The 25,801-nt window shown below is 51.6% G+C and carries 13 protein-coding genes and 1 tRNA gene; 2 read left to right on the top strand and 12 right to left on the bottom strand.

Annotated features, from left to right (window positions below):
- Positions 1 to 45: 45 nt before the first annotated feature.
- From ACFOWX_RS03380 to ACFOWX_RS03365, 4 genes are all read right to left on the bottom strand, one after another.
- Positions 46 to 2,130 carry a prolyl oligopeptidase family serine peptidase gene (locus ACFOWX_RS03380; RefSeq protein WP_381421309.1) on the bottom strand — a complete coding sequence of 695 codons (2,085 nt, stop codon included), beginning with the start codon at positions 2,128 to 2,130 and terminating at the stop codon, positions 46 to 48.
- Positions 2,131 to 2,198: 68 nt separating this feature from the next.
- Positions 2,199 to 2,609 carry a DUF2497 domain-containing protein gene (locus ACFOWX_RS03375; protein ID WP_381421307.1) on the bottom strand — a complete coding sequence of 137 codons (411 nt, stop codon included), beginning with the start codon at positions 2,607 to 2,609 and terminating at the stop codon, positions 2,199 to 2,201.
- A 38-nt stretch (positions 2,610 to 2,647) separates the two neighbouring features.
- Positions 2,648 to 4,078, bottom strand: a complete 1,431-nt coding sequence (locus ACFOWX_RS03370) for a TolC family outer membrane protein (RefSeq protein WP_381421576.1) — start codon at positions 4,076 to 4,078, stop codon at positions 2,648 to 2,650.
- Positions 4,079 to 4,140: 62 nt separating this feature from the next.
- The gene (locus tag ACFOWX_RS03365; protein WP_381421305.1) at positions 4,141 to 4,794 is read right to left on the bottom strand and encodes a protein-L-isoaspartate O-methyltransferase family protein; all 654 of its coding nucleotides are present in this window, start codon (positions 4,792 to 4,794) and stop codon (positions 4,141 to 4,143) included.
- Between the two features lie 277 nt (positions 4,795 to 5,071).
- Between ACFOWX_RS03365 and ACFOWX_RS03360 the strand changes: the two genes are divergently transcribed.
- Positions 5,072 to 5,145, top strand: a tRNA-Cys gene (locus tag ACFOWX_RS03360).
- 570 nt (positions 5,146 to 5,715) lie between these two features.
- Positions 5,716 to 6,795 carry a transposase gene (locus ACFOWX_RS03355; protein WP_381421574.1) on the top strand — a complete coding sequence of 360 codons (1,080 nt, stop codon included), beginning with the start codon at positions 5,716 to 5,718 and terminating at the stop codon, positions 6,793 to 6,795.
- Positions 6,796 to 7,144: 349 nt separating this feature from the next.
- Here the strand turns inward: ACFOWX_RS03355 and ACFOWX_RS03350 are convergent, their stop codons facing one another.
- From ACFOWX_RS03350 to ACFOWX_RS03315, 8 genes are all read right to left on the bottom strand, one after another.
- Positions 7,145 to 17,515, bottom strand: a complete 10,371-nt coding sequence (locus ACFOWX_RS03350; protein ID WP_449325417.1) for a putative Ig domain-containing protein — start codon at positions 17,513 to 17,515, stop codon at positions 7,145 to 7,147.
- Between the two features lie 1,932 nt (positions 17,516 to 19,447).
- Entirely contained in the window at positions 19,448 to 19,915 is a 468-nt protein-coding gene (locus tag ACFOWX_RS03345) for a hypothetical protein (RefSeq protein ID WP_381421301.1), read from the bottom strand.
- Positions 19,912 to 20,481, bottom strand: a complete 570-nt coding sequence (locus ACFOWX_RS03340) for a hypothetical protein (RefSeq protein ID WP_381421299.1) — start codon at positions 20,479 to 20,481, stop codon at positions 19,912 to 19,914. Before ACFOWX_RS03340 ends, ACFOWX_RS03345 begins: the two co-directional genes overlap by 4 nt.
- Position 20,482: 1 nt before the next feature.
- Complete coding sequence (locus tag ACFOWX_RS03335; protein WP_381421297.1) at positions 20,483 to 21,202, bottom strand: hypothetical protein; 720 nt, start codon at positions 21,200 to 21,202, stop codon at positions 20,483 to 20,485.
- Positions 21,199 to 21,429: a hypothetical protein gene (locus tag ACFOWX_RS03330; protein WP_381421295.1), complete on the bottom strand. Its 231-nt coding sequence runs from the start codon at positions 21,427 to 21,429 to the stop codon at positions 21,199 to 21,201. The genes ACFOWX_RS03335 and ACFOWX_RS03330 overlap by 4 nt, the downstream gene beginning before the upstream one ends.
- A gap of 168 nt (positions 21,430 to 21,597) precedes the next feature.
- Positions 21,598 to 23,103 carry an HlyD family type I secretion periplasmic adaptor subunit gene (locus ACFOWX_RS03325; protein ID WP_381421293.1) on the bottom strand — a complete coding sequence of 502 codons (1,506 nt, stop codon included), beginning with the start codon at positions 23,101 to 23,103 and terminating at the stop codon, positions 21,598 to 21,600.
- Positions 23,103 to 25,292 (bottom strand): type I secretion system permease/ATPase, encoded by a 2,190-nt coding sequence (locus tag ACFOWX_RS03320; protein ID WP_381421291.1) that lies wholly within the window; start codon positions 25,290 to 25,292, stop codon positions 23,103 to 23,105. Before ACFOWX_RS03320 ends, ACFOWX_RS03325 begins: the two co-directional genes overlap by 1 nt.
- A 219-nt stretch (positions 25,293 to 25,511) precedes the next feature.
- The gene (locus ACFOWX_RS03315; RefSeq protein WP_381421289.1) at positions 25,512 to 25,790 is read right to left on the bottom strand and encodes a hypothetical protein; all 279 of its coding nucleotides are present in this window, start codon (positions 25,788 to 25,790) and stop codon (positions 25,512 to 25,514) included.
- Positions 25,791 to 25,801 lie beyond the last annotated feature (11 nt).

Below are 25,801 nucleotides of genomic sequence, written 5' to 3'. Positions count from 1 at the left end.
TTTGGCAGGCTCCATTGGGGCGTCTCAAAGCGGGGTCGCTCGCGCTTATTCCTTGTCCGCTTGCGGCTTCAAATGCTGCGCCAACCAATCAAAGACGGTCCGGTGCCATTGGATGCTATTCTGTGCTTTCAATATCCAGTGATTTTCATCGGGGAAGATCAGCAGCTTTGACTGTATCCCTTGCCGCTGCAACGCGGTGAAGACGGCGAGGCTTTGGCTATAGGGGATGCGGAAATCTTTTTCGCCGTGGATCACTAAGGTCGGCGTTTTCCATTTGGTGACATGATTGACCGGATTCCATTTTTCCGCATCCTTGCGCGCCCACCAAGGGCCGCCATGATCCCATTCGTCAAACCATAGCTCCTCTGTCTCAAACGCCATGGCGCGCAGGTCAAATACGCCTGCGTGGGTCACCAAACATTTAAAGCCGTCATTCCAATTGCCGGCAATCCAATTCATCATATAGCCGCCATAGGATGCCCCGAGCGCACAGGCGTTGGCCGTGTCGATCGCCGTATCCACCTGCCCCGCCGCAGCAAGGCCGAGTTTAAGATCGGTTAGCGGCTTTCCGCCCCAATCCTGATTTATGCTGTCGGTGAAGGCTTGGCCATAGCCGGTGGAGCCATGGAAATCGACGGTAACCACGGCATAGCCTTGCGCCGACATGACTTTCGGGTTCCAACGGAATGACCAGCTATTGCCGAAACTGCCCTGCGGTCCGCCATGGACGACGAATGCAACAGGCAGCTGTGCCCCGCCTTCGGGGCGGGTCGCGGGCTTGATAATCTGACCCCAAACCACTTCGTCATTTGCGCCTTTGAAATTGAAACGCTGCACCGTGACGCGGTCAATCTCCTGCAACACGGCGCCATTGACGTCGGTAATTTGGGTGACGTTACCCTTTTTATCGCGCCGGAACAATTCGGTCGGCGCGTGCAGACTGTCCATGCCGTACACGACGCTGCCATCGGGCAGTGGCAGGACCGCGCTGACATGGCCTTCCCCGGTCAGACGCGTGACTTTGCCTTTCAGGTCAATTTGAAACAAAGGCGTGTCGAGTATTTCATCCGCCGTGACATATAGGCTTTTGCCGTCCGGTGCCCAAGCGATGCTGCCGACGCTGCGGTCCCAGTCCTGGGTCAGGGCAATCGGTTTCGGCTGCTCATCCGCTTCCATATCCAGCAAGTGGACGACCAGCCGGTCGGCCTCATATCCCGGCCGCGCCATGGCGGCGTAGGCGAGATATTTGCCATCGGGCGATGCCGCGGGAAGCGTATCGGTTGCCTGATTATCGGCGGTAAAATTAAACACATCGTCATTGCCCGCCACGTCGCCGCCATAAAGGTCGATATTGGTCGAGCGCGGTTCATTGGCGTCGGCCTTTCGCGCAGCAAAGATTAAGCCATCACCGCTGGGGCTCCATTCCACCTCTTCACCGCCGCCAAATGGTTTGGTTGGGGTGTCGCCGGTCACCCCCCGGTCCATCGCCACGCCGCTTTCGCCCAATTTGCCGTCTGCGCCAATATCAAAAGCGAATAAGCGGCTGTAATTTCCAGGCGTTTCCCACGCGTCCCAGTGACGCACGAATAATTCATCATATTCGCGCCCTGTGCCCGGGCCGGGTTTCGACCGGTCGCCATCTTTGTCACAGCCAAAGGTCGGGCAGTCCTTGGCAATATCGCCCCAAATGGCAACGCGGCGGCCGTCGCGGGACAATTTATATCCGGCAATATCGGTTTTGAAATCGCTGATCTGCGCAGCCTGCCCGCCCGCGACCGGTGCGCGCCATAGCTGGTCCGACCCGCTCTCATTGCTGAGATAATAGAGATATTGGCCATCGGGTGAAAAGGCCGGGCTATGTTCGTTTTTATCGGGTTTGGATGCAATTTGCACTGGCTCACCGCCGGTGACGGGAACGATATACAGGTCCAGCTTTCCCTTATTCGCCGCCAAATCAGTTTCGCGCAATTGATAAGCGATCATCTTGCCATCGGGCGATGCCGTTGGCGATCCCAGCCGTTTCAGCGTGGCCAAATCCGTCTCTGTCATCGGACGGGCGGCGGCGGGGATTGCGGAAAGAGCGGAGGCGATGGCCAGCGCGGCGAGCGATGTCGAGATATAGCTTTTCATAACCCGAAAGCTAATCGGCGTTTCATGCGCGCGCAAGAAAATTACGCATCGCCAGCTAGGTAAGCTACCTATCCCTTTTTCGTAATCCGCGCGATTTCGCGTTCGACCATCGATTCAACAATCACCGGCAAATTGGTGTCGAGCCATTGTTTGAGCATCGGCTTCATCATTTCGCGCACCAGACCTTCCAACGATGTTTCACCCGATTTCACGATTTGCGGCGCTGCACCCGGTTCGGACAGGGTTTGCAATGTGGAAAAACTCCGCGCGAGATTTTGTGCTTTATTCGCATCAAGCAAGGACTCGGCCTCTGCTTCCTCAGCCTCAGTTAATTCCAATATTTCGTCGCTATCCCGTTTGGCGCCAGGCGGTGGGGATTTGGCTTTCGGTCCAGCTTTCGCTCGGTCCTCATCGGCGATTATCTTTTTAATCGTCGATAAAATCTCATCCATCGAAGGTTCATTGCGGTTATTCACCATAATTCAATCCGCCCCATTATCCTGTTTCCCGCCCGACGTTATTCCTCTGGCTTTTGCGCTTGATATCCAGCGGCAACGTCGGCCAGTGGCTCTATTTCGGCCTTTTGCGCAGGCGTGTCAATGGTGCGGGTTGCCTTTACGTCTGGGTCGGGATTGGATGACCAATCATTCCAGCTGCCATCGACCTTGTCATAATATTGCACCGGATCATACAGCGCACCGCCCTCTAGCCCCAAATCGCGCGCCTCTGCGCGGCCCATCGCGGCGAGCAAAGTAAAGCCCGCGACATAGGCATTGCGCCGCGCAGTGACCAAATTCACTTTGCTATTCAGCAATTCTTGCTCTGCGTTCAATATGTCCAATATGGTTCGGTTGCCGACGCTATTTTCCGCGCGGACACCCTCTAGCGATAATTCGTTGGCCGCCACGGCACGCTGGGACGAGGCAATCACTTCCAGGCTCGCTTGCCAACTGGAATAAGCGGCGCGGGTTTGCGCAATAATGTCACGCTCGACGGCGATCTCCTGCTCCTGCGCTTGCCCCAACCGGGCCTGAGATTGCCGTATTTGCGCCGCTGGTCGCCCGCCTTGATATAGCGGGATGGTCGCGCGGATGCCGATGCTATTGTCAAATGTGGCATTGTCCCGAAAGGCCTGCGCTTGCGCCGATTGTGATCCCAATGCGTTGTTATAGGTCGATTGGCTAAACGCACTGACTGTTGGCAAGCGCGAAGCCGCCGCAGCTTTCCGGTCGAAACGAGCCGCTTGGCTCTGTTCCCGGGCCGCTATCAAGTCGGGGTTATTGTCCACCGCGATATCGACCGCCTGATCCGGATTATCCGGTAAATTAGGCAGCGGCGGCGGCGCTTCCAAATCACCGGGTACGCGGCCAACAAGCTGAATATAAATTTCTTTTGACCGAATCAAATTTGCCCGGGCGGTTTCCAGCCCCGATAGCGCCTGTGCATAGCGCGCTTCGGATTGCGCGACATCGGTGCGGGTCAAATCGCCAATTTCAAACCGGTCCTTGGTCGCTTCCAAGTTGACCTGCAACACGCCGACCTGCGCCCTGTTCAGTTCGACCACCGATTCGTCGCGGATCACGTCCATATAAGCACCGACGACGGCCGAGAAAATTTGGCTTTCCGCGCCGCGCAGTCCGGCACGCCCAGCCTGCACCCGCGTCTCCGCCGCCCGAACCGCATTTTTAACGGCACCGCCCTGATATAACGGGGCGCTCACCGTACCCACACCGCTGAAGCTGCGGCCCTGTGCAAAGGCACCGGCGCTATTGATAACATTTTCCGTATAAGTCGCATCAACCGACGCATTGGGCCGGCCATTGGCCTTGGCCAGCGGCACGCCTTCATCGGTTGCTTTTTGCCCTTCCCGCGCACCGGTCAGCGTCGGGTTGGTTTCATAAGCCGCGACCAATGCATCACGTAACGTCTCCGCCGAAACAGGAGACATGGGAACACAAATCAATGCGGCCGTTACAAACAAGGCCTTCGTGCGAAACCGTTGAGCAGAAATCAAAATGTGAACTCCTCTGCACGCTCAAATCCGGGGAGCGGCGCGATCGAACAATCGGCGAAGGATTGCAGAGCAACTTTTCCGCCGCGTTTGACGCCATATCCGATCCGGCTGACGCTCGCGTCCATCATACCGGCAACAATGCGGCCGCCATCGGCAAGTTGATCGACCAACATATCGGGCAATTGCGCGACGCCGCCGTCAATCAATATAACTGAATATGGTCCCTTATCCGCCGCACCTTGGGCCAGATCGCCGGATACGAAATGCACATTTTCGGCGCTGCCCAAATTTTTCTGCGCTTGCGCCATTAAGGCTTCGTCGCTTTCCACCACAACAAGGCTCGCCACATGGTCAGATAGCAATTTCGCCATATATCCGCTGCCCCCGCCAATCAGCAAAACCTTATCCGATGGCTGAATATCCGCTTCTTGCAGGATCAAACCGGTGGCCAGCGGCGGGTTCAAAACGCGCCCGTTCGTCAGCGGAATAGTGCGGTCCATATAGGCAATATCGCGGCGGCTATCCGGGACAAAATCTTCCCTTGCGGTGCGGCCCATAGCGGCAATGACCCAAGCGCTGTTTATCCCGCTGGTGCGCAGCTGGCTGTCAATCATCGCTTTACGGGCGCCGGAAAAATTGGAACTGGACATGGGATACCTTTATCGAAATCTTGTTACAACGGCCCTGTTTATAGGGTGAAATACCACGCTTAATGGCATAACCGTATTGTATATGCAATACAGCTAAGGCTTTTTAGACAGGCGCAAGCCAAAGGCCAAGCGGGATTCAAACAAACCGCCTATTTTAACCGGCAAGCGTCATATCCGCGCCACACACCAAAATTTTGCGCATGCTCCCGCATTGGCGGCTTGCAATGCACGCGATCACCCGCTATTCGGCCCATCTCCGCATCAATGCAGTGCAAGAGGCCCGATGGCGGAGTGGTGACGCAGAGGACTGCAAATCCTTGCACGCCGGTTCGATTCCGGCTCGGGCCTCCAGCATTTTCTCTTTTATATACAATGACTTAGTGGCCGACCGCGACGCCCGCTATTGCGGCGGTTTTCGGGATATGAGAGACCGACCTGTGGTCTCCATAGCGAACGAAATGCTTATATATCAGGGCTAAAATACCCATTGTCTCTGAGCCTAAAAGACCAGTACCGGAAAGCGATTCCCGCCGAAAGCCGTTCACCGTCAAGGCCAGTTCAAATCAACAAGAGTGAGCAGCAAACGAGCAACAAATTGTCGTTTGCTGCTCACCAAGCCTGCCTGCCATGTCCGCGTAGGATTCTCTGCTTTCAGGGAAAACAATCAAAGCCAGCCCTGAAATAGGCAATTTTATAAATCAGGTGCGCAATGCCGAATGTCTAGTACTGAGCCTACTGATTCCAGTGAAATTGACTCTATCGCACATTTGAAAGTGACTCGTAGTTCTGGAATTTGATTCTCCATTGCGTATATCCCTGTAACCGTGCAGTCCGGCGACCTGACGTCAAGCTGGACACCCGCAATAACCTCTGGCTTTGAGGGGTGATATGTGATTCATGGGTAGCAGAGGAGATATTCCGATGCATTTGCCCAATCTGTTTTCTTTGTCTGAACATTTGAAGCGGTTGAGCGATGATGGTGATCCGCTGGAGGTGCTCGCTGCGGCTGTGGATTTTGAGATATTCCGCGGGCTGCTGGTGAAGGGTCTGGGTTATTCGGATGGCGCGAAGGGCGGCCGTCCCGCCTTTGATCCGGTATCGATGTTCAAGGTTCTGGTGGTGCAGGCGCAGCATAATCTGTCGGATGCGCGGATGGAATATATGATCCGCGACCGGTTAAGTTGGATGCGCTTCTTCGGCTTTGACCTTGGCGGGGTGATGCCGGACGAGAACACCATCCGGCATTACAGGAGCCGGCTTATGGAAAGCGGTGCACTTGCCGAGGCGATGCAGGCCTTTGAGCAGCAGCTGCAGGCACAGGGCTACCTCGCGATGGGCGGTCAGATCATCGATGCCACGCTGGTCCCTGCGCCCAAGCAGCGCAATACAGAAGACGAAAAGGCCGCGATCAAGGCAGGCAGAAGCGCAAAGCAGATATGGCGGGGTAAGCCGCATAAGGCGCATCAAAAAGATGTTGATGCCCGCTGGACGATAAAGATGGGCGGCAAAGTGCGCTACCGGCCCGATGGCACGCCCTTGCCGCAGATTGCAACGCCGGTGTTCGGTTACAAGAGCCATATCAGCATCGACCGGCGCTACGGCTTTATCCGTAAGGGCGCGGTGACCTCGGCGGCGCATAGCGACGGACGGCAGTTGAGGCATGTCATCGACACAAACAACACAGCCAGCGATGTCTGGGCCGACAGCGCCTATCGCTCAAAGAAGAATGAGGGCTGGCTAACGCAACATATGCTCAAAAGCCGCATCCACCGCAAGAAGCCGCAGGGCAAGCCCATGCCCGAACATACATCCCGGGCCAATGCGGCAAAATCTGCTATCAGGGCAAAAGTAGAGCATGTCTTTGCACACCAGAAATGCCGCTTTGGCCTCTACATCCGCACTATTGGTCTTGCCCGGGCGCAGGCGAAAATGACACTTGCCAACCTCGCCTACAACTTCGACCGCCTGATCTTCCATGAAAGAAGGGCAGCACCGGGGTAACTACGCCTGAAATCCGGTAAAGCGTTCCCGAAAAGCAAAAAAGAGCCAAAAGACCTCCGAATAGCCCTTCAATAACGGGCTTCTGCTGGCCTACGCAGCCACCCCATCCTTCACGCCGACAAAATGATAGTTATTGCGGGTGTCCAGCTGAACCAACTTCTGATTTCCCAATATTTGTCATAAAACCGGACTGTCGGCAGCGTCCAACAAAACCGCGATCAGGTTATCTCCTCTGCTGCTCCAAATGTAACAGCCATAATGGTTTCAATCATTCGCGGAGATATTGGTGCGGCATTTGAGGTACCAAAAAGCTAGATCCTATATAGCCGCACCGCTTGTGCGATTATCCTCAGCTCATAAAATAGCGTCCAATATCGTCGTCATAGCCGCGGGTGCGGTTGCTCATTTCTCCGCTGCTGCTGCCGAAACTGGCCATGTCCTGTGCAATCAGGGCTAAGCGCTGCGCATCGCTATCATTAGCGGCGGCTGGAACGGGTATGATGCTGGCTGGACTGCTTGTTCCATCGGTGGCCTCCAGATCTGCTGGAACATCGGCAGCAGGTTGCATGCCGCTGCTATCGATCGCTGCTTGGAGCCGCGCTTCCAACATGTTGTCATATCTCTCGCTATAAGCAGCAAATGCATCAAAGTCCCGCTGATATATCTGACGCGGTATTTGCAAATCGCCAATATTGCTGGTCCGGTGGGCAATAATTTCTTGCGCCATCTGCCGGTTCATAATGCCGGTTGTTTCCGCAGAGGCACCGCTGGCCAGCTCGCTGGCGGCAGGATTTGCAGCGCTAGATGCGAAGTTGCTCACAACATTTGACCGGTTGCCCAATAGCGATTGCAGCAATCCGGACTGAACGCCCAATGATTGACCACTTTGTGTGGGTAAGAAAGCAAGTGCCGCTTCACCAAGCGTTGCGGTGGTGCCATTGCTGCGGGTGAAGCTGGATGTGGCAAGCACTATGTTTTTGCCAACCTTCACTCTGCCATCTGCTGCCGTGCTGCCCAAGGTGAAAGATGTTATTCCTGCTTGTTCCAAAGTCAGCAGCTCACCTCCGTCGGTTCTGCCATTGCCGTTACGATCGCGCCATACCCGAAGCTCACCAAAGCGGGCGTCATCGTCATCCACCACGCCATCACCATTATTGTCGAGGCTACGCAATGCAGTCAGGTTGTTCGGAGCATCAGGGCTTTCGGTCAGGAAGCTAAGTTCGGCATTGCTGGTAATCAACCCATCGCCATTACGGTCAATGACCAAAAAGCCATCATCCCCGCTGATCCAACCGGTATCATCGCGGCTGCCGTTACCGTCCATATCGAACATGGCCTGAGATTTTTTATATTTGCGAAGCTCCAATCCGTCGCCGTCAAGATCGAGAACGATGGGTGACAGATAGCCATAATCTCGGCCCTTAAAGCTAAGCATCGTCGCGCCGTTTAGCCGCCCTGCCCCGGGATCAATCGAACCAAAAGCCTTTTTCGGATTCACGAATAAAGAACCACCTTGAGCCACCATCCGGTATTTGCTCGACTTACGGCCATAATCCAAAGCCTGCATTCCCAATGGTGCCACTGTTCCATCGCGGTTTGAGAAATAGGTTATCGCCGCATCGATAAAGCTAGCCGTTGTCCCATTGGTTCGGGTGAAGCTGCCTGTATTCACGATGGCAACCTGGCCCGCACTCGTGCTGCCGTTTACAGCTGTTCCTGCGAGGTTAAGCGAACGGACGCCTGCATCGGCTAGCGATAATATTTCGCCTGTTTCGGCTACGCCGTCGCCATCCCGGTCGCGCCAGATACGGAATTCAGCAAAGCGCGTGTCACTTGCATTCAGAACACCGTCGCTATTGCTGTCAAAGCTGCGCAGGCCGACAAGATCCGAAGCTGCATTTTCTGCGTCATTTGTAAAACTAAATTCGCCAGCATTGGTGACTGTGCCATTGCCGTCCCGGTCAAGGAATAACAATCCCTCGCCGCGCCCGAACCAGCTAACATCGTCGGCAAGCCCGTCGCCGTCCATATCAAACCGCGCGCTGCTTTCTGCCGCGCTCAACGTTTCAACACCATTGCCGTCGAGATCAAGGATAATCGGCGAAGTGATCGACAATGTCTGTCCGCCGGCAAAAAGCAGTCTTTCAATTCCATTAATCACATCAGTGCCATCGCGCCACGACATACTATCCACAACGGACATTATACCGCCAGATGTCACAATCGAATATTCGCTGCGGTTTCCAGTATAGACGGCCGTGTCAAAGCCCGTACCGCCATACAGGATGTCATTGCCGCTGCCGCCGGTCAGCCGGTCATCACCAGCACTGCCAGTGAGAATATTGACTGTCCAATTGCCTGTGATCAAATCATTTGCACTACCGCCAATGACATTCTCAAAATTATAGATTGTATCTGTCTCTCCTGTAGAAGTCGCGCTGTTCGTGGTGAGGTTAATATTCATCGCCAATGTCGCACTGCTATAATCTAGAGTATCGATGCCATTATCACCGCTTGTGATGTCATTACCGGCGCCCGGCGCTACAATATCATCACCCTCGCCCGCCCAAAGCTGGTCATTGCCGGCCCCGCCGCGGAGAATATCATTGCCAGCATCTCCCGTGAGTATGTCATCCCCATCGCCGCCGTCGGCAATATCATTGCCTTCATTACCATAGAGGTTATCGTTACCCGCGCCGCCGATCAGAGTGTCATTGCCTGAGCCCGCAGCGATATTATCATTGCCAGCGCCCCCATCCAGATAGTCATCGCCTTCATTGCCGTTCAGCGCGTCATTACCCGCGCCGCCAAGCAGCCGGTCATTGCCTTGCCCGGCATTCAGCTGGTCATCACCATTGCCGCCATCCAGCTCATCATCACCCGCTTGGCCATTAAGCTGATCATTGCCATCGCCGCCGACAAGCCGGTCATTTAGGTTAGCACCGTTAATAAAGTCATTGCCGCCGCGCCCATCGATCCAGTTCACCTGACCATAAAGACCGTTGAGATAATCGGTCACAGCCGTACCGTACACCCATATGCCGCCCACCTGATTGATCTGTAGGCTAACAGTCGCGCTTGCGGTAAGGTTACCGTCGCTCACGGTATAGCTAAAGCTGCCGCTTCCCGCTGCGCCTCCGGCAGTGAACACAATCTGTCCCTGCGCGTTCAAAACCACACTGCCGCCCACAGCGTTGCCAACGCTCACGATAGAAAGTGCATTGCCATCAACATCGCTATCATTAGCAAGTAGGCTCGCAGGATTGATGGTCAGCGCCGCCGCCGTATTGACCGCAAAACCTGAATCGTTTGCCGCTACGGGCGCATCATTGACAGGCGTAATGGTCAAACGGAAGACGTCCTGCACCTGCAAAGCACCGTCGCTTGCGCTCACCCGTATATCAAGCGCTCCGTTGAAGTTCAAAGGCGGTGTCCCTGTGAACCGTCGCTCCGCCGCATTGAAGGACAGCCAAGAGGGCAATGATGTACCGTCTGACAAAACTGCACTGTAGGTCAGCGTATCACCGTCAATGTCGATAAAGCTGGTTTCTGGTATGATCACATCAATCGCGGTATCTTCGGCAGATGTTAGATCAGCCAGAGGCGCCAAGACAACAGGCGCATCATTTACCGGGTCAATGGTCAAAGTGAAATTTTGGCTTACGCCAAATTCTCCGTCGCTTGCCGAAACCTGCAGTGCCAAAATCCCATTGAAATTCGCAGGCGGCGTTCCCGTAATCAACAAGTTTGCCGGATCGAAGTTCAGCCATGATGGCAGAGCGGAACCATTTGCCAGGATAACGTTATAAGATAATAGGTCGCCATCAACGTCTTCAAAAAGACCAGAAGATAGCTGTATCAATAACGGTTCGTCTTCACTGCTATTCCGATTGACAGCTGTTAAAACGGCCACTGGCGCATCATTGACGGCCATTACGGTCAACGTAAAACCCTGCGTCACAGATAGCGCGCCGTCATTTGCAGTCACTGCAATGTCGAGCGCACCGTTATAATTTGGCGGCGGCGTGCCCATCAGCGCTCCGTCTGCATAGTTGAGCCATTCAGGAAGCGCCGATCCGTCGCCTAGCGAAACCGAAACCGTAAGTGCATCGCTATCGACATCGCCAAAAACATCAGCGCCGACCATAATCGAAAAGCCGCTATCTTCGGCAAATGAGATATCGCTAAGTGCTGTCACAACGAAAGGAACATCATTTTCCGGCGTGATCTCAAGTCGGAATATATCATCGGCGCTAAGTTCACCATCGCTGGCGCTCACCCGTATATCGATTATTCCGTTATAGTCGGTAGGCGGTGTTCCCGTGAAGCGGCTGCCATCAAAGGTCAGCCAAGCCGGTAATTCTGAGCCATCGGTAAGGATGGCCGTGATAGTCAAGCTATCTCCATCAATGTCTGCAAAACTGTCAACGGGGATCACAAAGTCAATTGCTTGATCTTCCGCTGCACTCTGATCGGATAGCATCATCTCAAGGGTGGGTGCGTCATTGGCAGGGTCAATAGTCAGCACAAAATCGTTGGTTACCAAAAACTCCCCGTCATTTGCAGATACTCTAATTTCGATCGACCCGTTAAAGTTTAACGGCGGAGTACCTGTAAACCGAAGCTGCGCCGGATCAAAAAATAGCCATGCCGGCAAAGTTGAACCATCAGACAAGCTAGCCGATAACATCAGATCATCGCCGTCAGGGTCAGTGAATGTGCCTGACGGTATCAGAATATCAATTGTACCGTCCTCGGCGACACTTTGGTCTTCTAAGTTAAGCGCCGCAACCGGAGCATCATTTTCTGGTAATATCGTCAGATTAAAATTTTGGTTCCTAGTCTGGATACCATCATCTGCGATTACAGATATCTGCAAAACGCCGTTAAAGTCTTTAGGCGGTGTACCTGTGAAAGCAACACCGTCAAACAATAGCCAAGCGGGAAGAGCAGAACCATTTGTTAGCATCGCAGATAGGGTCAATGGATCATTATCAATATCCGCGAAAGTGTTGGCGGGCAGCAGGATTTCTATCGTAGAATCCTCATTAAACTGCTGTTCCAACAATATGAAAGTAATCGACGGGGCATTGTTGTCTAACCCTACCGACAAGATAAAAGTTTGGTTGGTCGTTAGTTCGCCATCACTTGCAATTACATCGATTTGTAAGGACCCCGAAAAATCGGAAGGCGGGGTTCCCAAGAACCGAAACCCGTCAAAACCGAGCCATTCGGGCAAGTCAGAACCGTCAGCCATCGTTGCAATGAATGTAAGGTTGGCATTATCCGCGTCGGAAAATGCACCAAATGGCAACGTCATATCGACCAGCATGCCTCGTGCGTAAGCCCGATCTGGTAGCAAGGCTGAAATTACAGGAGCATCATTCACTGCTTCAACAACCAAATTAAATATGTCGCTGACTGATGATTCTCCGTTACTCGCAGTAACCCTAATGCTTACAGATCCTTCAAAATTTGTAGGCGGAATTCCGGTAAAAGTTGTTCCATCAAAAGTTAACCATTCTGGCAACTGCTCGCCGGAGAACAATGTTGCAGTGAGAAACAATTGACCGGGAAGAAATGTTGAGAACAGGTTTTCTGGCAAGCCGATGCTTATAAGCGTGTCCTCAATCGAAACTTGTGTCCCAAGCGTGAACAGTGCTCCCGCTGCGTTTTGCGCATTAGAGATATTGATCGAGATTGGCGTTGTGATTGTTCCACCGTTTCCATCTTCAATAATTAGTTGATAACGTATCTGGACTTCTCCGCTCGCTCCAAGATATCCAAAATCGAAATCGCTTGAGTCAAAGCTCCAGTGAACTAAATGTTGGTTTCTTATCGATGTGCTTTCGGAAATTTCAAACGAAAGCCAATGCTCTATTTCAGACAATGCCGGCAAGCCAGCTGTCTCTCCAGCCAGCTGAATATTTGCTAAAACCGCAGTATGAGTATCCGTCAAATCAACGTCAGAAAATACAATCTGGCCTGAAATCGATGCTGATTCTGCCGGTTCAACACGGCCAATAACTGAGCTATCGAGCAATATAGGGTTGTCGTTTGTTCCAGCAATATTAATTGTGATCATGTGGCTAGCGTTGCCGCCGCGGCCATCTGTTAGATCCACCTGATATTGAAGCGACAGCATTTCACCATCCGCGAGATAGTCAAACATCGACTCGTCAGCCACAAACAACCAGCGCAAGTTCCCGTCTACCGCTTGCTCATTTTGCCTGATGACGTCGGCCGCTATAAGTGTCAGCAAATTAGCGCTGTTCAAGTCGCCGCCCACAGTGCCAGACATTGCTACAGATGAGACAACAACATCGTGATCATCATCAACATTCAAATCTGAGAACTGGAAATTTCCTACTTGGGCCAAAACACCACCCGTCTCGGACAAGATAATGGATGGCTGATCACCAGAAAAAATAGGCGTAGCGTTCAGTTCCAGCCTGCTCAGAATATCCTGATTTGTCCAAATTGAACCGCCATTAAAATGGAGCTCATATGTTGGGGGAGAGTTGTCAACCTGATCGGGTTCTCCAACCAGATCTGCTTCTCCCAAATTTCTCAAAATTATCCGGTCGCCGCCTCCGAAGTCTATAAATGTATCGCTGCCATAGGCCAAAACAGACACGATATTTGGTTCGATATCTGCCCCTATTAAGATCGTCGTAGTTGCGACCTCACGTAATGCGCCTTCTGGATCTACCGTTCCTGGCCCATTGCCTGGTCTAAAACTAGTAGTCGCCAACTGCCCAAATTCGTCCTGCGTTGACGCAATTCGATTGTCAGTGTCCGCACCAAAGCTCCTGTCCGAAATAACTTCCAAGACCCCATAACCGCGATCAAAAAATATTTCATCCTGGCCACCACGGGTGGTAACACGATCAGCGATACCACGGCTGTCAAAGAAATCATTTCCGAAATGTCCGTACAAACCAACTGCCATGTTGGCTTCGTCATCTATGTCTACCGCATCGTAAATCGCTTGATCAACAATCTGGCTCAAGTTCCTGATAATGAAGGTTCCTGGACGACCGGTAGTAAAATAAAAATTTTCGATATGGTTTATATGAGTATCGTCAGTCGGAGGTAAGGCTGCACCAATAATTTGCAATATATCGCCGTCGCCGAAGTCAAAAGTTATAGTTCCATTTTCGTCTGACACGATGTTAGCGGCATTCAAATCCAAGCCAGGTCCAAAGCGGATTTCATTAGTTAGTGCTGCACGCCCCGATGCGTCGCCAGTTAAAATATCAACCTCGACTGAGACACGGCCATAGCCGCGTTTATAAATGATACTATCAGCTGCCCCGCGACTTATGATCTGGCGAGAGTAGCCTCTAGGATCCAAACTTGCTCCAAAAGCATCGCTAATGATTGTGCTTTGCGCTTCTCTCCCAAAGAAGCGCTGCCGGTTCAAATCCGTTTGATCCCATATAGTGCCATTATCAAATTGTATCTGAAGTGTTCCAACGTAGGGATTTAGCTCGCCAGTGAGTACATTGAAGGGCTCTGCAGAGAGGAACCTCGCGCCGATTATTGTGATATTATCGTTATTTCCCAGAGAAATAACAAATTCTCCATTTTCATCCGTGTTAACATGGATATTTTCGGGCGAGATACCTGCGGCAAAGTTAAGGCTCAAGTTAGCGCTCGAGGATGATTGACTCAGACCAAAAGCCTCTATTGTTAGCGGCCCATATCCAGGCCGATAGAACACGGTATCTGCTCCACCGCCTGTTTGAATGTTAGAAAAAAGCCCGCGTGTATCAAAGGTGTTATTATTGCTTCCACCGAATAAAATACCAGATACAACGTCGCCATCGATAAGCCGACTTTCCAAGTCAGGGTTTTGCCAAACCGTCCCATCATAAAAAATAACCGTATCCACGGCGTTATCGCCGATAGTAGGTGCCTGTATTAGTATAGAGTCATCTGAGCCGTTGAATCTAATAATTCGGTCTCCAGAATTTGGTCCGCGCAATACAAATATATCATCTGCTATTATTCTAGGACCAAATACTATTGTATTGGAATCGTCATGCGCTATTTGGCCTTCCCCGTCACCATCGAAAATAAAGGAACGACCCTGGTCAATAACTATGTCCTGACCATCTCCGCTTTGGAAACGATAAATATCATCACCGCTTCCCCCCGATAGGATATCGTTTCCTTCTCCCCCGATTAAGATGTCATTGCCATCCCCCCCAACTAGCTGATCATTGCCAGCAAAGCCTTGGAGCATAGAGCCCTGCGCATCAGCAAATAAATTATCATCGCCTGGCGTTCCATCGCTAGCCAAAGCATAGAGGTTAATTGAAGTCCAAGTTGTACCGTTTGTAAATCGAAGTTCACCATTTGAAAGAATTCGACTTCGCCTATCGATTGTCAATGTGTCATTGGTCCCAGCAATAGAAATTATTATTTCCTCGCCATCGTCTGACACAACAACGCCAATGTCTTCGGGCAAAATTCCATCGCCAAATTCGATGCTATCAAAAACATTTGTCGCTTGAGAACCATTTGCATCAACAGTTATTTGGTCTTCTCCGTCGCCTATAGCGAAACGGAATATGTTGGTACCGCCGCCGCCAGACAAAATGTCATTGCCTCGCCCCCCAATAATGATGTCATCAGCAAAACCACCCGACAGGATATCATTCCCTTCACCGCCCTGCAGAACACCGCCGAGGAAGCTGCCGTATATCTCGTCATCACCTACCGTAAACTGCCCTTGTAATGTGATCAATTCACCGACGGTTAAGCTGGAGCTATCAGCAAATTGAACAATATTAGAAGCATAAGCTGAGTTGGTTAGTACAGCAGTAAGAGTAATAGTTTGATTTGGTCCGGCGATTGAAATGACTAAATCGCTGCCATTGCTAGCGCCATGCACGGTAATATCAGATGCAGAGATGAAAGGTTCGAAAACTATTATGTCGCTGCTCGACCCAAATGTTATAATATCTTGACCATCGCCGATAGAGAAACGATATACATTGCTGCCAAATCCGCCAAAAAGCCCGTCGTTTCCTGCACCGCCAATAAGAACGTCGTTTCCGTCCGCGCCAAATAGTTGATCGTTGCCCGCTCCCCCTGACAATAAGTCATCGCCATAACCTCCGTCTAAATGGTCATCGCCGCCGTCTCCTGACAATTGATCATTCCCGTTCTGCCCCGCCAAGGTATCGCTGCCATCGCCCCCAGATATTTGATCAGAAAAACGTGTCCCAACAAAAAAATCGTCATCCTGAGTAGCTTGTGTCGATAAATTAAATAACTCGCGACCAGTCCATGTTGTACCGTCCGCAAACCGCATTTGGACCTGATCGACTGATTGTTGGAAATTGGTGACCGTGACCGACTGATCTTCACCAACTATCGAAATAACTATCGAATTATTATCCTGAACCTGAACAATTTGAATATCGGATGGATCGATTGTTGCATCAAATAATATTGTATCGCGAAACCCCACAAAATTTGTGTTTCTAGGGTCGTAGATGTTTATAATATCATGACCGTCGCCGCGCGTGATGCGATATTGGTTAAAGCCTATACCGCCGTCCAGCACATCATCTCCCGTTCCGCCGGTCAAAATATCATCACCGTTCTTACCGGTTATCCGATCATTGCCTGCGCCGCCGTTAATCAAACTTCCCTGTTCATAGGCAAAGAGCATATCGTTGCCGTCGGTTCCGGCAATCGCTCGAGCCAACAAGTCAGATTGACTCCATATTGTTCCATCTGCAAATTCAACGCTGAACTGCTGTCTGGCATTAGTTGAAAACCCTTCAACACGCCTGCCTTCGATTAGAAACTGAACCAATGTTATCGACTGATCTTCTCCGGCAATGGTCAAGACGATATCTTCGCCATTTGTCGCGGCGCGAATATGGACGTCTTCAGGAGAAATACTCTCGTCGAATTCTAGGACATCAGCGCCTGCAATATCGGATACAAAGTCGTGCCCATCGCCGCGCACGAAACGGTAACGGTCATTTCCATAGGCGCCTTGCAAGTTATCGTTGCCTTTGCCACCATCAAAAATGTCGCCGACGAACCTGTTGCTTTGAATGTCCCTAAAATTACCGACCGACAGATCATGCAGCGAATAGCCAAGATCGTCGTTACCCGCGCCGCCCAAAATCGTTTCATCCAAAAATGTTCCGCGAATTCGATCATTCCGGTCGGTCGCAAGTCGCGCTACCGCCACGTCACGGATAAAGCGCCCTCCTAAATCTGGTCCATCGGGAAAGGTAATCCGTTCGATCACGGAGTTACCATTGTCGTTGAAATAGCCACGCACCAAGACGGACTCTGGGCGGCCCTCAAAACTGATCAGCAAATCACGACCCTGCGCACCGGTAATTTCAAACCGCGCAAGGTCAGACGTTAGACTTCCTTGGAATGCAATCTCATCTGCACTACCAGAACTATCGATGACAATGTCCTGACCATCCCCATCACGGAAAATGTAAGCATCATTATGTGCGCCTCCCTGCAAGATATCATTGCCTGCTCCGCCGATCAGTATATCGGGTATCGGAATAAAAGCAGCAGAACCACCTGTCCTCGGTCCGGAGGAAGAGGTGCTCCCTGCGGATGATCCTCCATAATAAATAGCATCGCGCCCGATAAGGACGTTATCACCCGCATCGCCGACTATCGCATCCCCTTCATTAAGCCCGTTAAATCGATATACCTCAAGCATTCGGTTGCCGCTCAGCACCCGCCGCCGCTGCGTAAGCAGTTGGCCATCGGCATCGATGACACCCAATATCCCGCTACGCGCGGCAAACCATTGATTCCAACCATCCCAAGGGAGGTCTGGATTGAAATCAAAGCTTTGCAGTTCGGCATCGATAAAGCCCGTAATGTCGCCGTTGATCTCATCGCTGGCAAAATCATAATCCAACGCCAAATAGCGTTGCAGGAATGCTGGCAAATCACGCTCAGTTTGAGCGTCAGCCAAAGCTCCATCAATCAAGGCCTGCAATGTCTCTGGATCAGGCCCGGTTAGACCATCTCCGGCAGCGGCGGCGAGATTTTGGAACAGGTCAAGCGTAGCCTGATTCTGTGCGATCTCGGCCCAAGACACCACGAAGCGAGTCGCCAGCTCCAACGAAAAACGCCGGAATGCATTGTGGAAATTTGGGTTGCCAGCGCCGCGACCAGTCGTCCTAAGGCCCCTAACACTGCCCAATATATCACGACCTAAAAATGCTTCTGCGGTTGATTGGGCCTGCACCGCCCCACCGGTTATTTCGACTCCTGCCCATCTTGCGAGTATATTGTCAAAAGTGCTGGGGGCATAACCATATTCTGTCCGCGAAGTTACCACCCGTCCATTGCGGATCAAAACTGGTATTACATATGATGTTGGCCTACCACTAATCAAGTCGATGGAGCCATACTCTCCCGCCATAAAGTCCTTCACCATTTGCTTCAGCACGGGGTCGAGGCTCATCGCTGTCCAGAGATCGGGCAGCTCGCCATACCCCCTCAAATTGGGCAGGCTGAACACCTCTGGATCGTATGCAAAGTCGTCGGGCACGACAAAGCGCGTATTTGTTTGGTCGGTCCGAAAACCCACGGCGATCACTTCTGCTGTGCGGCCGTCCTGTGTCGNGATCGATCGGATATCATTGTCATTTATACTGGTCAGCTCGTCGGGCGTGCTGATCCCGTCGCCATTCCCATCGCGCCAAATCAGCAGGCTATTCCATATCGCATCATCGGACGTAATCCGGTTATCGCCATTGCTGTCATATTGCCGCAATATCGTGAATCCGTCGGTCGTCGGCGTGCCAAATAGCTCCCCGCCATTATCAATGCGGCCATTGCCATTCACATCCAGCGCCAGCAGCCCCTCGCCCGGACGCACCCAGCCCGTCCGCTCGGCAAAGCCGTTGCTATCCAGATCAAAGAAGGTCGCGGAATCAAACAGCGACGTCAGCGATACATCGCCTGTGTTAAGATCGAGAACCAATGGGTCGCGGTTGAAGAAGTAGGTGCCGAAGATATCGCTAAACCAGTTACTAAAGGTTCTCCCATACTCTGCGAGACAATCAATGATCCTTTGCAAACCCTCTCTTGGGTCTGGCACTCCCGCGTAGTCTGGCTGCCTGTAAAGATCATTTGGGCTACCAGGCTCATTTATCGGGCCATTCCATGAAATAGCAGGAATCCCGCTATCGCTTAACGGTATTGAATTTATATCAACCGGTATTTCTATATAACTTCCATCTTCTTGCCTAAAAAACCGATATAACTCGCTTCCTCGTTGTGCGAGCAACCCACCATTATTGAATGCATCTACTACAGCGCTCCTTATTTCTTCAATAGAGTTGCTGCCATTATCTCGAAAATAGTTCGCAATGTTCCGACCCACTTCATTATTATATCTATCTTTGAAGCTGTCTAGTTCTTCACCGATATCTGAAGAAAATTCTTTTGCATCTCCCAAAATCCGCCCCCCTCGCCCACCTGCAAAAGCTCTTTGCAGTGCAGCACTTACGTAAGCGTGCTCAATACTATTTGTACCCTCAGCGGGCAACTCGTTGCCCTTAGCGATACCACGAGATGTATACGTCAAGGCATCAATAAATGTACGAAATAGGTCGTCAATAATATTAGCCATAATTTATTCCTCAAAAATCCGAATGCCATAATTTTTTTCTTTTTTTAGAACCGCTCCAAGTGATCTTGCGCAAGGAGAGAACTCATCAAAATATTGACTAGAAACAACAGGTATTTCAAAATTATACTGCTTATTTCCATGAATTATTGACATACCCATTCTATTTTCAGGATATCCTCGCGCAGAAGGAACTTGCACAAGTTCATTTATTATTCCATATTTTTTTATTTTATCACGATTTATAGTTGACGAAGAGTATTGAGAGTGGAAACATACTATGGAACCTGGATATATAGCATTTATGTAATCCAATTTTATAGATGAGTCATTATCATTGTCTATCACATTTGCAATAGGTATTAACAAGTAGTTATTGTCCTTATCAAAAGATTTCTCTTTTTCGTTGCTTTCCGAAATGCACGATGTCAACAAACACAATGTGCAAACTGGAATAATTAAAACAATTCTCATATATAAATCCTATGTGTGCAGATAATTCTATGGTGAGAAAATTCGTGGCTCTTTTCGTCATTCCACAAGGAACGGTTAAAAAGCGGATCATTAGCAAAAAGCTCATTGTTGATTTGCCGAACTGGCGCTTGAACGGGATCATTCCCGCTATTGCCGCCTGTAAAGCCAGGTAATTCACCAACACTAGCTAATGGGAAATCTGAGCCATATGCTGCTCTAAATGAACGTATTGCGTGCACTTCCTGGGTGATCAGAACAGCATCATTTCCCGCCTGCAATTGCCGCTGCACCAATTCAGCGAGGCCTAATTCGCCAGCATTTCTGTTTTCACGACGATAAACATCTATCGGCCCAAACGGGTCCACCTCAACATTGATTAATTGCTGAGCATTTCTTCTAAAATCTTGTACAGCCTGACTAGGAGTGCCCCTCCCTAACTCATCAATCACAGTCCGTGTCGTTGCAAGCTCTATACCTCGAGCTGCAGCAGCGCGTCGAAAGGCTTCATATTGCCCCGATTCAATCAGCGCCTGTAATGTGTTCGTATCTAGAAAATATATAGCCATCTCAGAGCCGCCCCTTGTTCAATTTACCTTCGATTTTCTCGATAGATTTATATCCAACCATCTCGTCATAATTGAGAGTGAAAATTGCAGCGATGGAGTCTGTTAAATAGGACTCGAAAATGCCCGTTCTGCGAATCTCGTCAAAATCTTTGTAACCCTGCTTCTCTGCAAGTTTTAGTATCGCTTGGTTCCATGCCACTATTTCTCTATAATTTTCGAGCATGTAGTTTGCGACCGACTCAATCTGTTCCTCGGTAAGCTCGATTGTTTGGAGTGACCCGCACCAACCTTTTGGGGCAGGCTTACTGATTTTATGCCAATTCTTTGCGGGCACTGGAACCTTCGGCCAATTTTCTTTGTCTTGGTCGCTCAGTGCTGGGTGACCCCATTTTTTTCGATAGTAATCGACAGTCTGGATGAATATAATACGGAGATAGTCTTCGTCGCGACCACTCTTGGATAGCTTTGTTGCCCAATCGTCACGTAAGTTGTAATTCTCATAGGGCTTAGTCGTGCGCAAGGGGGACTCTTCATCCACAGCTGCGCCACAAAATTGGCCGTATAATATGGCAGGGTCAAAGCCATTGCGCACCATGAACTCTATTTCATTGCCTAATCTGGCATCGCTCATGGCATCAGAATTATCGTTAAGATAGCCAATGAACTGCTCCAATTCGTCATCGGTTAAAGGCGCATCCCACTTTTTACGATTTTCGGTCATGCCGCCGTCTTCCTCATATCACAGTATTGATGATCATTTGCCGCATGTTGTCTTGCCTCGCAACTGCGTCGATTGGTATATGAACCAATATTATACCCCCTCAAATTGGGCAGGCCGAACACATCGGTGTCATATTCAAAGTCGTCGGGGATGATGAAGCGGGTGTTGGTTTGGTTGGTGCAGAAACCCACGGCGACCACTTCTGCTGTGCGGCCGTTCCATGCCATAAAGCTCCATGAGACAGGCGCGCAAATCCCTATTTGGTCATATCCGTAATTCCCGTAAATGTTGCGACCCACAAAACCCCCTGTATATCAGACCCATAGATTGATCGGCATTGCATTTATTGGCAAGTAAAAATGATGGTGTACGAACCGTTAGGGTATATTTTTACATTAACGCTCCCGTCCTGCTTCATCCATGGCCTTGCTGATCGGGCTGAGCAGATATTGGATGATCCGCCTCTGTCCGGTTTTGATTTCGGCCTGCACGCTCATGCCCGGTTGCACCCGGTCGCATAAGGGCGCGCGGGTCTTGCGGGTGGGGGCGCATTCAAGGCGGATGCGCGCGGCGTAGACCAGGCCTTGCTGCGCCGGACGGCCGCGTTCGTCTTGTTGGCTGCCTGCTGGTTGCTGCGACATATCGATGGCATCGCGGCTGATAAAATCGACCGTGCCGTCAATCAGGCCAAAATCGGTGAAGTTAAACGCCTCAACCTTTACCGCCACTTTCTGCCCGGCCTTGATAAAGCCAATATCCTTATTCTGCACAAAGACCTCGACCTCAACAGCACTTTTACAGCGTGCGGGGTCTGGCCACGTGCCGGTTGCTGCTGCGCAAGGAACGATGACCATCAAAGACTGTGCGGGTTGCACGACCCCGCCAACGGTGCTGATGACCATTTGTTGCACGACGCCGTCCACCGGGGCGCGCAAAATCTGATATTCCTGCCGCTTGGCCGATTTGGTCAGCTCTTCGCCTGCCATGGTGGCGCGGTCGCTGGCCTCCGCCAAATCGGTGACTGCGGTTTTGCCAAAGCGTTCGCGCAAGACTAGAGCCTGTGCCTCCAAGCTGCGAATGGCGGCCCGGGCGCGCTCTGCATTGGCGCTCTGCACATCGATATTACGAATATGTTCGGCGCGCTGCTGCTCATATTCCAATAGGCGCAGCTTGGAAAAATATCCCTTTTCCGCAAGCTCCGTGCGCGCCGTCATTTGCTTGTCGAGATAGGGCAGTGTTTCGCGCAGCTTCGCAAGCTCGGCCTCCGCGCCTGCTAATTCAGATATTTTTTCGGCACGCTGTTGCTGCAACCCAGCCCGTTCGGCATTAAATTCTGCAATCGCTGTGCGGACAAAGGCTTGTTCATTGGCAACAATATCAGCCGGCGTTCCGGCAGGAGCCACAAAGCGCGCAGGACGCCCGTTCATATGATCGATCAGCGCCTTGTTCCGCGCCTTAATAACCTGCGCCGACAGCAATGTCTGTGTGCTTTGCGCGGTATCGGCGCTCGCTAAGGTTGGGTCGAGCTCGACCAATATATCGCCCTTGCGCACATATTGGCCATTTTTGACGTGGATTTTGCGGATAGCGCCAATTTCAATGGGCTGGATGACCTTGATGCTGCCCGACGGGATGGTCTTACCGCCTGCCGTTGCAACGACATCGACCCGGCCAAATATCGACCAGGCAAGCGCGATCACAAACAAAGCGCAAAGCAGCAAGAGCAACCGGCGCAGCCCCACGCTGGGCGGTTTTTCCATAATCTCCAGGGCCGCAGGCAGGAACTCGTGATCGGATTTGGGCTTAAACGCCTTGTCCGCCTCGCCTTGCTGCCGCCAGCTTTCTTTCAGGACCGCGCCATGTTTGGCGAGCGTGGGAAAACGATCTGCAAACCAGCCCATTATAATTGACCCACCTGCGTGCCCATTTGTTTGGCATAAAGCTGTGCATAACGGCCGCCTGCTTTCACCAGCGTATCATGATTGCCCATCTCGGTAATCTCGCCGGCCTCAACCGTGATAATCCGATCGCTTTGCCGCACAGCCGACAGGCGGTGCGCGATGATGATCACGGTCCGCCCCTGCGCAATGGCGGCCAAGTTATTCTGGATAATCTCTTCGCTTTCAGCATCAAGCGCCGAGGTTGCTTCATCCAAAATCAGGATAGCTGGATTGCCGATCAGCGCGCGGGCAATGGCAAGCCGCTGGCGCTGTCCGCCTGACAGATTTGCGCCCCGCTCCTCAATCACCGTGTCATAGCCATGGCTGAGCTCCAGGATAAATTCATGCGCGCCCGCAAGCTCAGCCGCTGCAATCACCCGCTCCATAGGCAGCGTGGGGTCGGACAGCGCGATATTCTCCCGCACGCTGCGGTTGAACAGGATATTTTCTTGCAACACTACGCCCACCTGACGGCGCAGCCATGCGGGATCCACCAGCGACAGATCCACACCATCGACCAGCACCCGACCTTGTTCGGGCACATAAAGCCGCTGCACCAGCTTGGTCAGCGTGGATTTGCCCGAACCCGACGGGCCAACAATGCCCAGCATTTCACCCGGCGCGATATTCAGGTTTACCCCGCGCAGCGCCTCGGGCGCATCCGGACGGTAACGGAACCGGACTTTGTCAAACTCAACCTGCCCTTTTATCGGCGGCAGGCTGGCGCGATTGGGGTTATGTTCAGGCTCGGCAGGCGCGTTCAATATATCGCCCAAACGATCAACCGAAATACGCACTTGCTGAAAATCCTGCCAGAGCTGTGACAAGCGCAATATCGGCTGCGCGACGCGGCCCGACAGCATGTTGAAGGCAACCAGGCTTCCGACGGTCAGATCGCCGTTAATCACCGCCTGCGCGCCAAAGAACAGTATCGCCACGGTGGTTAGCTTCGATACCATCTGGATCGCATGGCTGCCCCAATTGCCCATCACCGTGACATCAAATCCGGTTTTGATATAACCTGAAAACTGTTTTTCCCAGCGGTCACGCATACGCGGCTCCACCGCCATCGCCTTCAGCGTGCCAATGCCCGACACCGTCTCAACGAGGAATGACTGGTTTTCTGCGCCGCGTTTGAATTTTTCATCCAGACGGGTGCGCAGGCTTGGCGTGATCGCCATCGATATGCCCACATAAATTGGAATGGTGAGCGCAACGATTAAGGTCAATAACGGCGAGTATAAATACATGACCGCAAAGAATATAATCGTGAAGAACAGATCGATGACCACGGTTACTGCATTGCTGGTTAAAAAGTTTCGGATATTTTCAAGCTCGCGCACGCGCGCCACGCTATCGCCGACACGCCGCGATTCAAAATAGCTTAGCGGCAAATTGACCAGATGCCGGAACAGCGAGGCCGATAGCTCGGCATCAACGCGGCTCGTGGTATGCGCAAATAGCCAAGTGCGCAGGCCGGATAATATCGTTTCAAATATCAACACAACGGCCAGACCAAAAGCCAGAACCTCCAGCGTCGTCATCGACTGGTTCACCAGCACCTTATCAATCACCAACTGAAAGAATATCGGCGAGACAAGGCCCACCAATTGCAAAAAGAAGCTGCCGATCAATACATCGCGCAGTGCGCTGCGATATTTGACCAGCGCCGGGATGAACCAGCTTATATCAAAGGCGCGGTTTTCTCCGGCCATTTTCTCGCGGCTTGTCATCAAAAGCAGTTCGCCGGAGAAACGGTCCATCATCTCTTCCGCCGACCATATTTCAGGCCGCATTCCGTCACGGCGCTGCACCATATAGCGCGGCAGATCAGCATTCTCCTCCGCTTTTAAGAACAATACCGTATCACCGTCGACCAGACCCATCAGGCAGGGAACCGGCATTTTGGGTAATTCTTCAAATTTGCATTTTTTAATCCGCGCTACCAGATCCAGCTTCTTTGCAATCCGCGCCAAATCGCCAAAGCTGTATGCTTCATTACCCTTGCCGCGGTCATGATGGATTTGAGATGGTTCGGCAGGCGTCCCCAAAAATTTAGCAAGCAACACAAAACAGGCCAGCGCCGGATCGATCGGCACAGCCTCTTCATTACCTCCATATTGTGGATTGCCCGAATCTACGTCTGCCAATTTTTGCGCCCCTAATCGCGCGGGCAGGTAGCAAACACGGCGGGGGTAGCATAGGTCAAATTCGTCATATAATAAGCATTAGTATAGAAAAACGACCTGACAGGCTGCAATAGTGTCCTTCAATAACCTTGCTCCAGTTTTGCGCCAGCCAGTTGAAACGACGACACACCGTCAAATATAAAGGGCTAGTGGCCTAGCAATTGCCGCTATGGCCCATTCCTACGGCGCAGCGAAAATGCTCAAAGCGACCCACAGCGCTTCGGCGTTTTGTTCGCGAACTCCGCACCCTCGCAGACCAAAATTAAAATCGCGCTCGATCTGGCAGACGATCTGTTCCTTGTCGTGTGCGTAAAGCGGTCCCCATCGGCGACGCCGCGTGCTGGCGGCCTCCAGTGCATAATTGGTACACAGATTCACCGTAAGCCGCTGAACGGCAAGTTCCGCTAACTTTCCAGCCGTTGATGAACCTGTATGGCGGCCATAACAGCCGCCGTTCATTCATGCTCCGA

Source organism: Sphingorhabdus arenilitoris (assembly GCF_042651485.1).
Lineage (GTDB): Bacteria > Pseudomonadota > Alphaproteobacteria > Sphingomonadales > Sphingomonadaceae > Sphingorhabdus_B > Sphingorhabdus_B arenilitoris.
The sequence above is the reverse complement of the archived record's forward strand: the minus strand, read 5'-3'. Positions and strand labels throughout refer to the sequence as shown.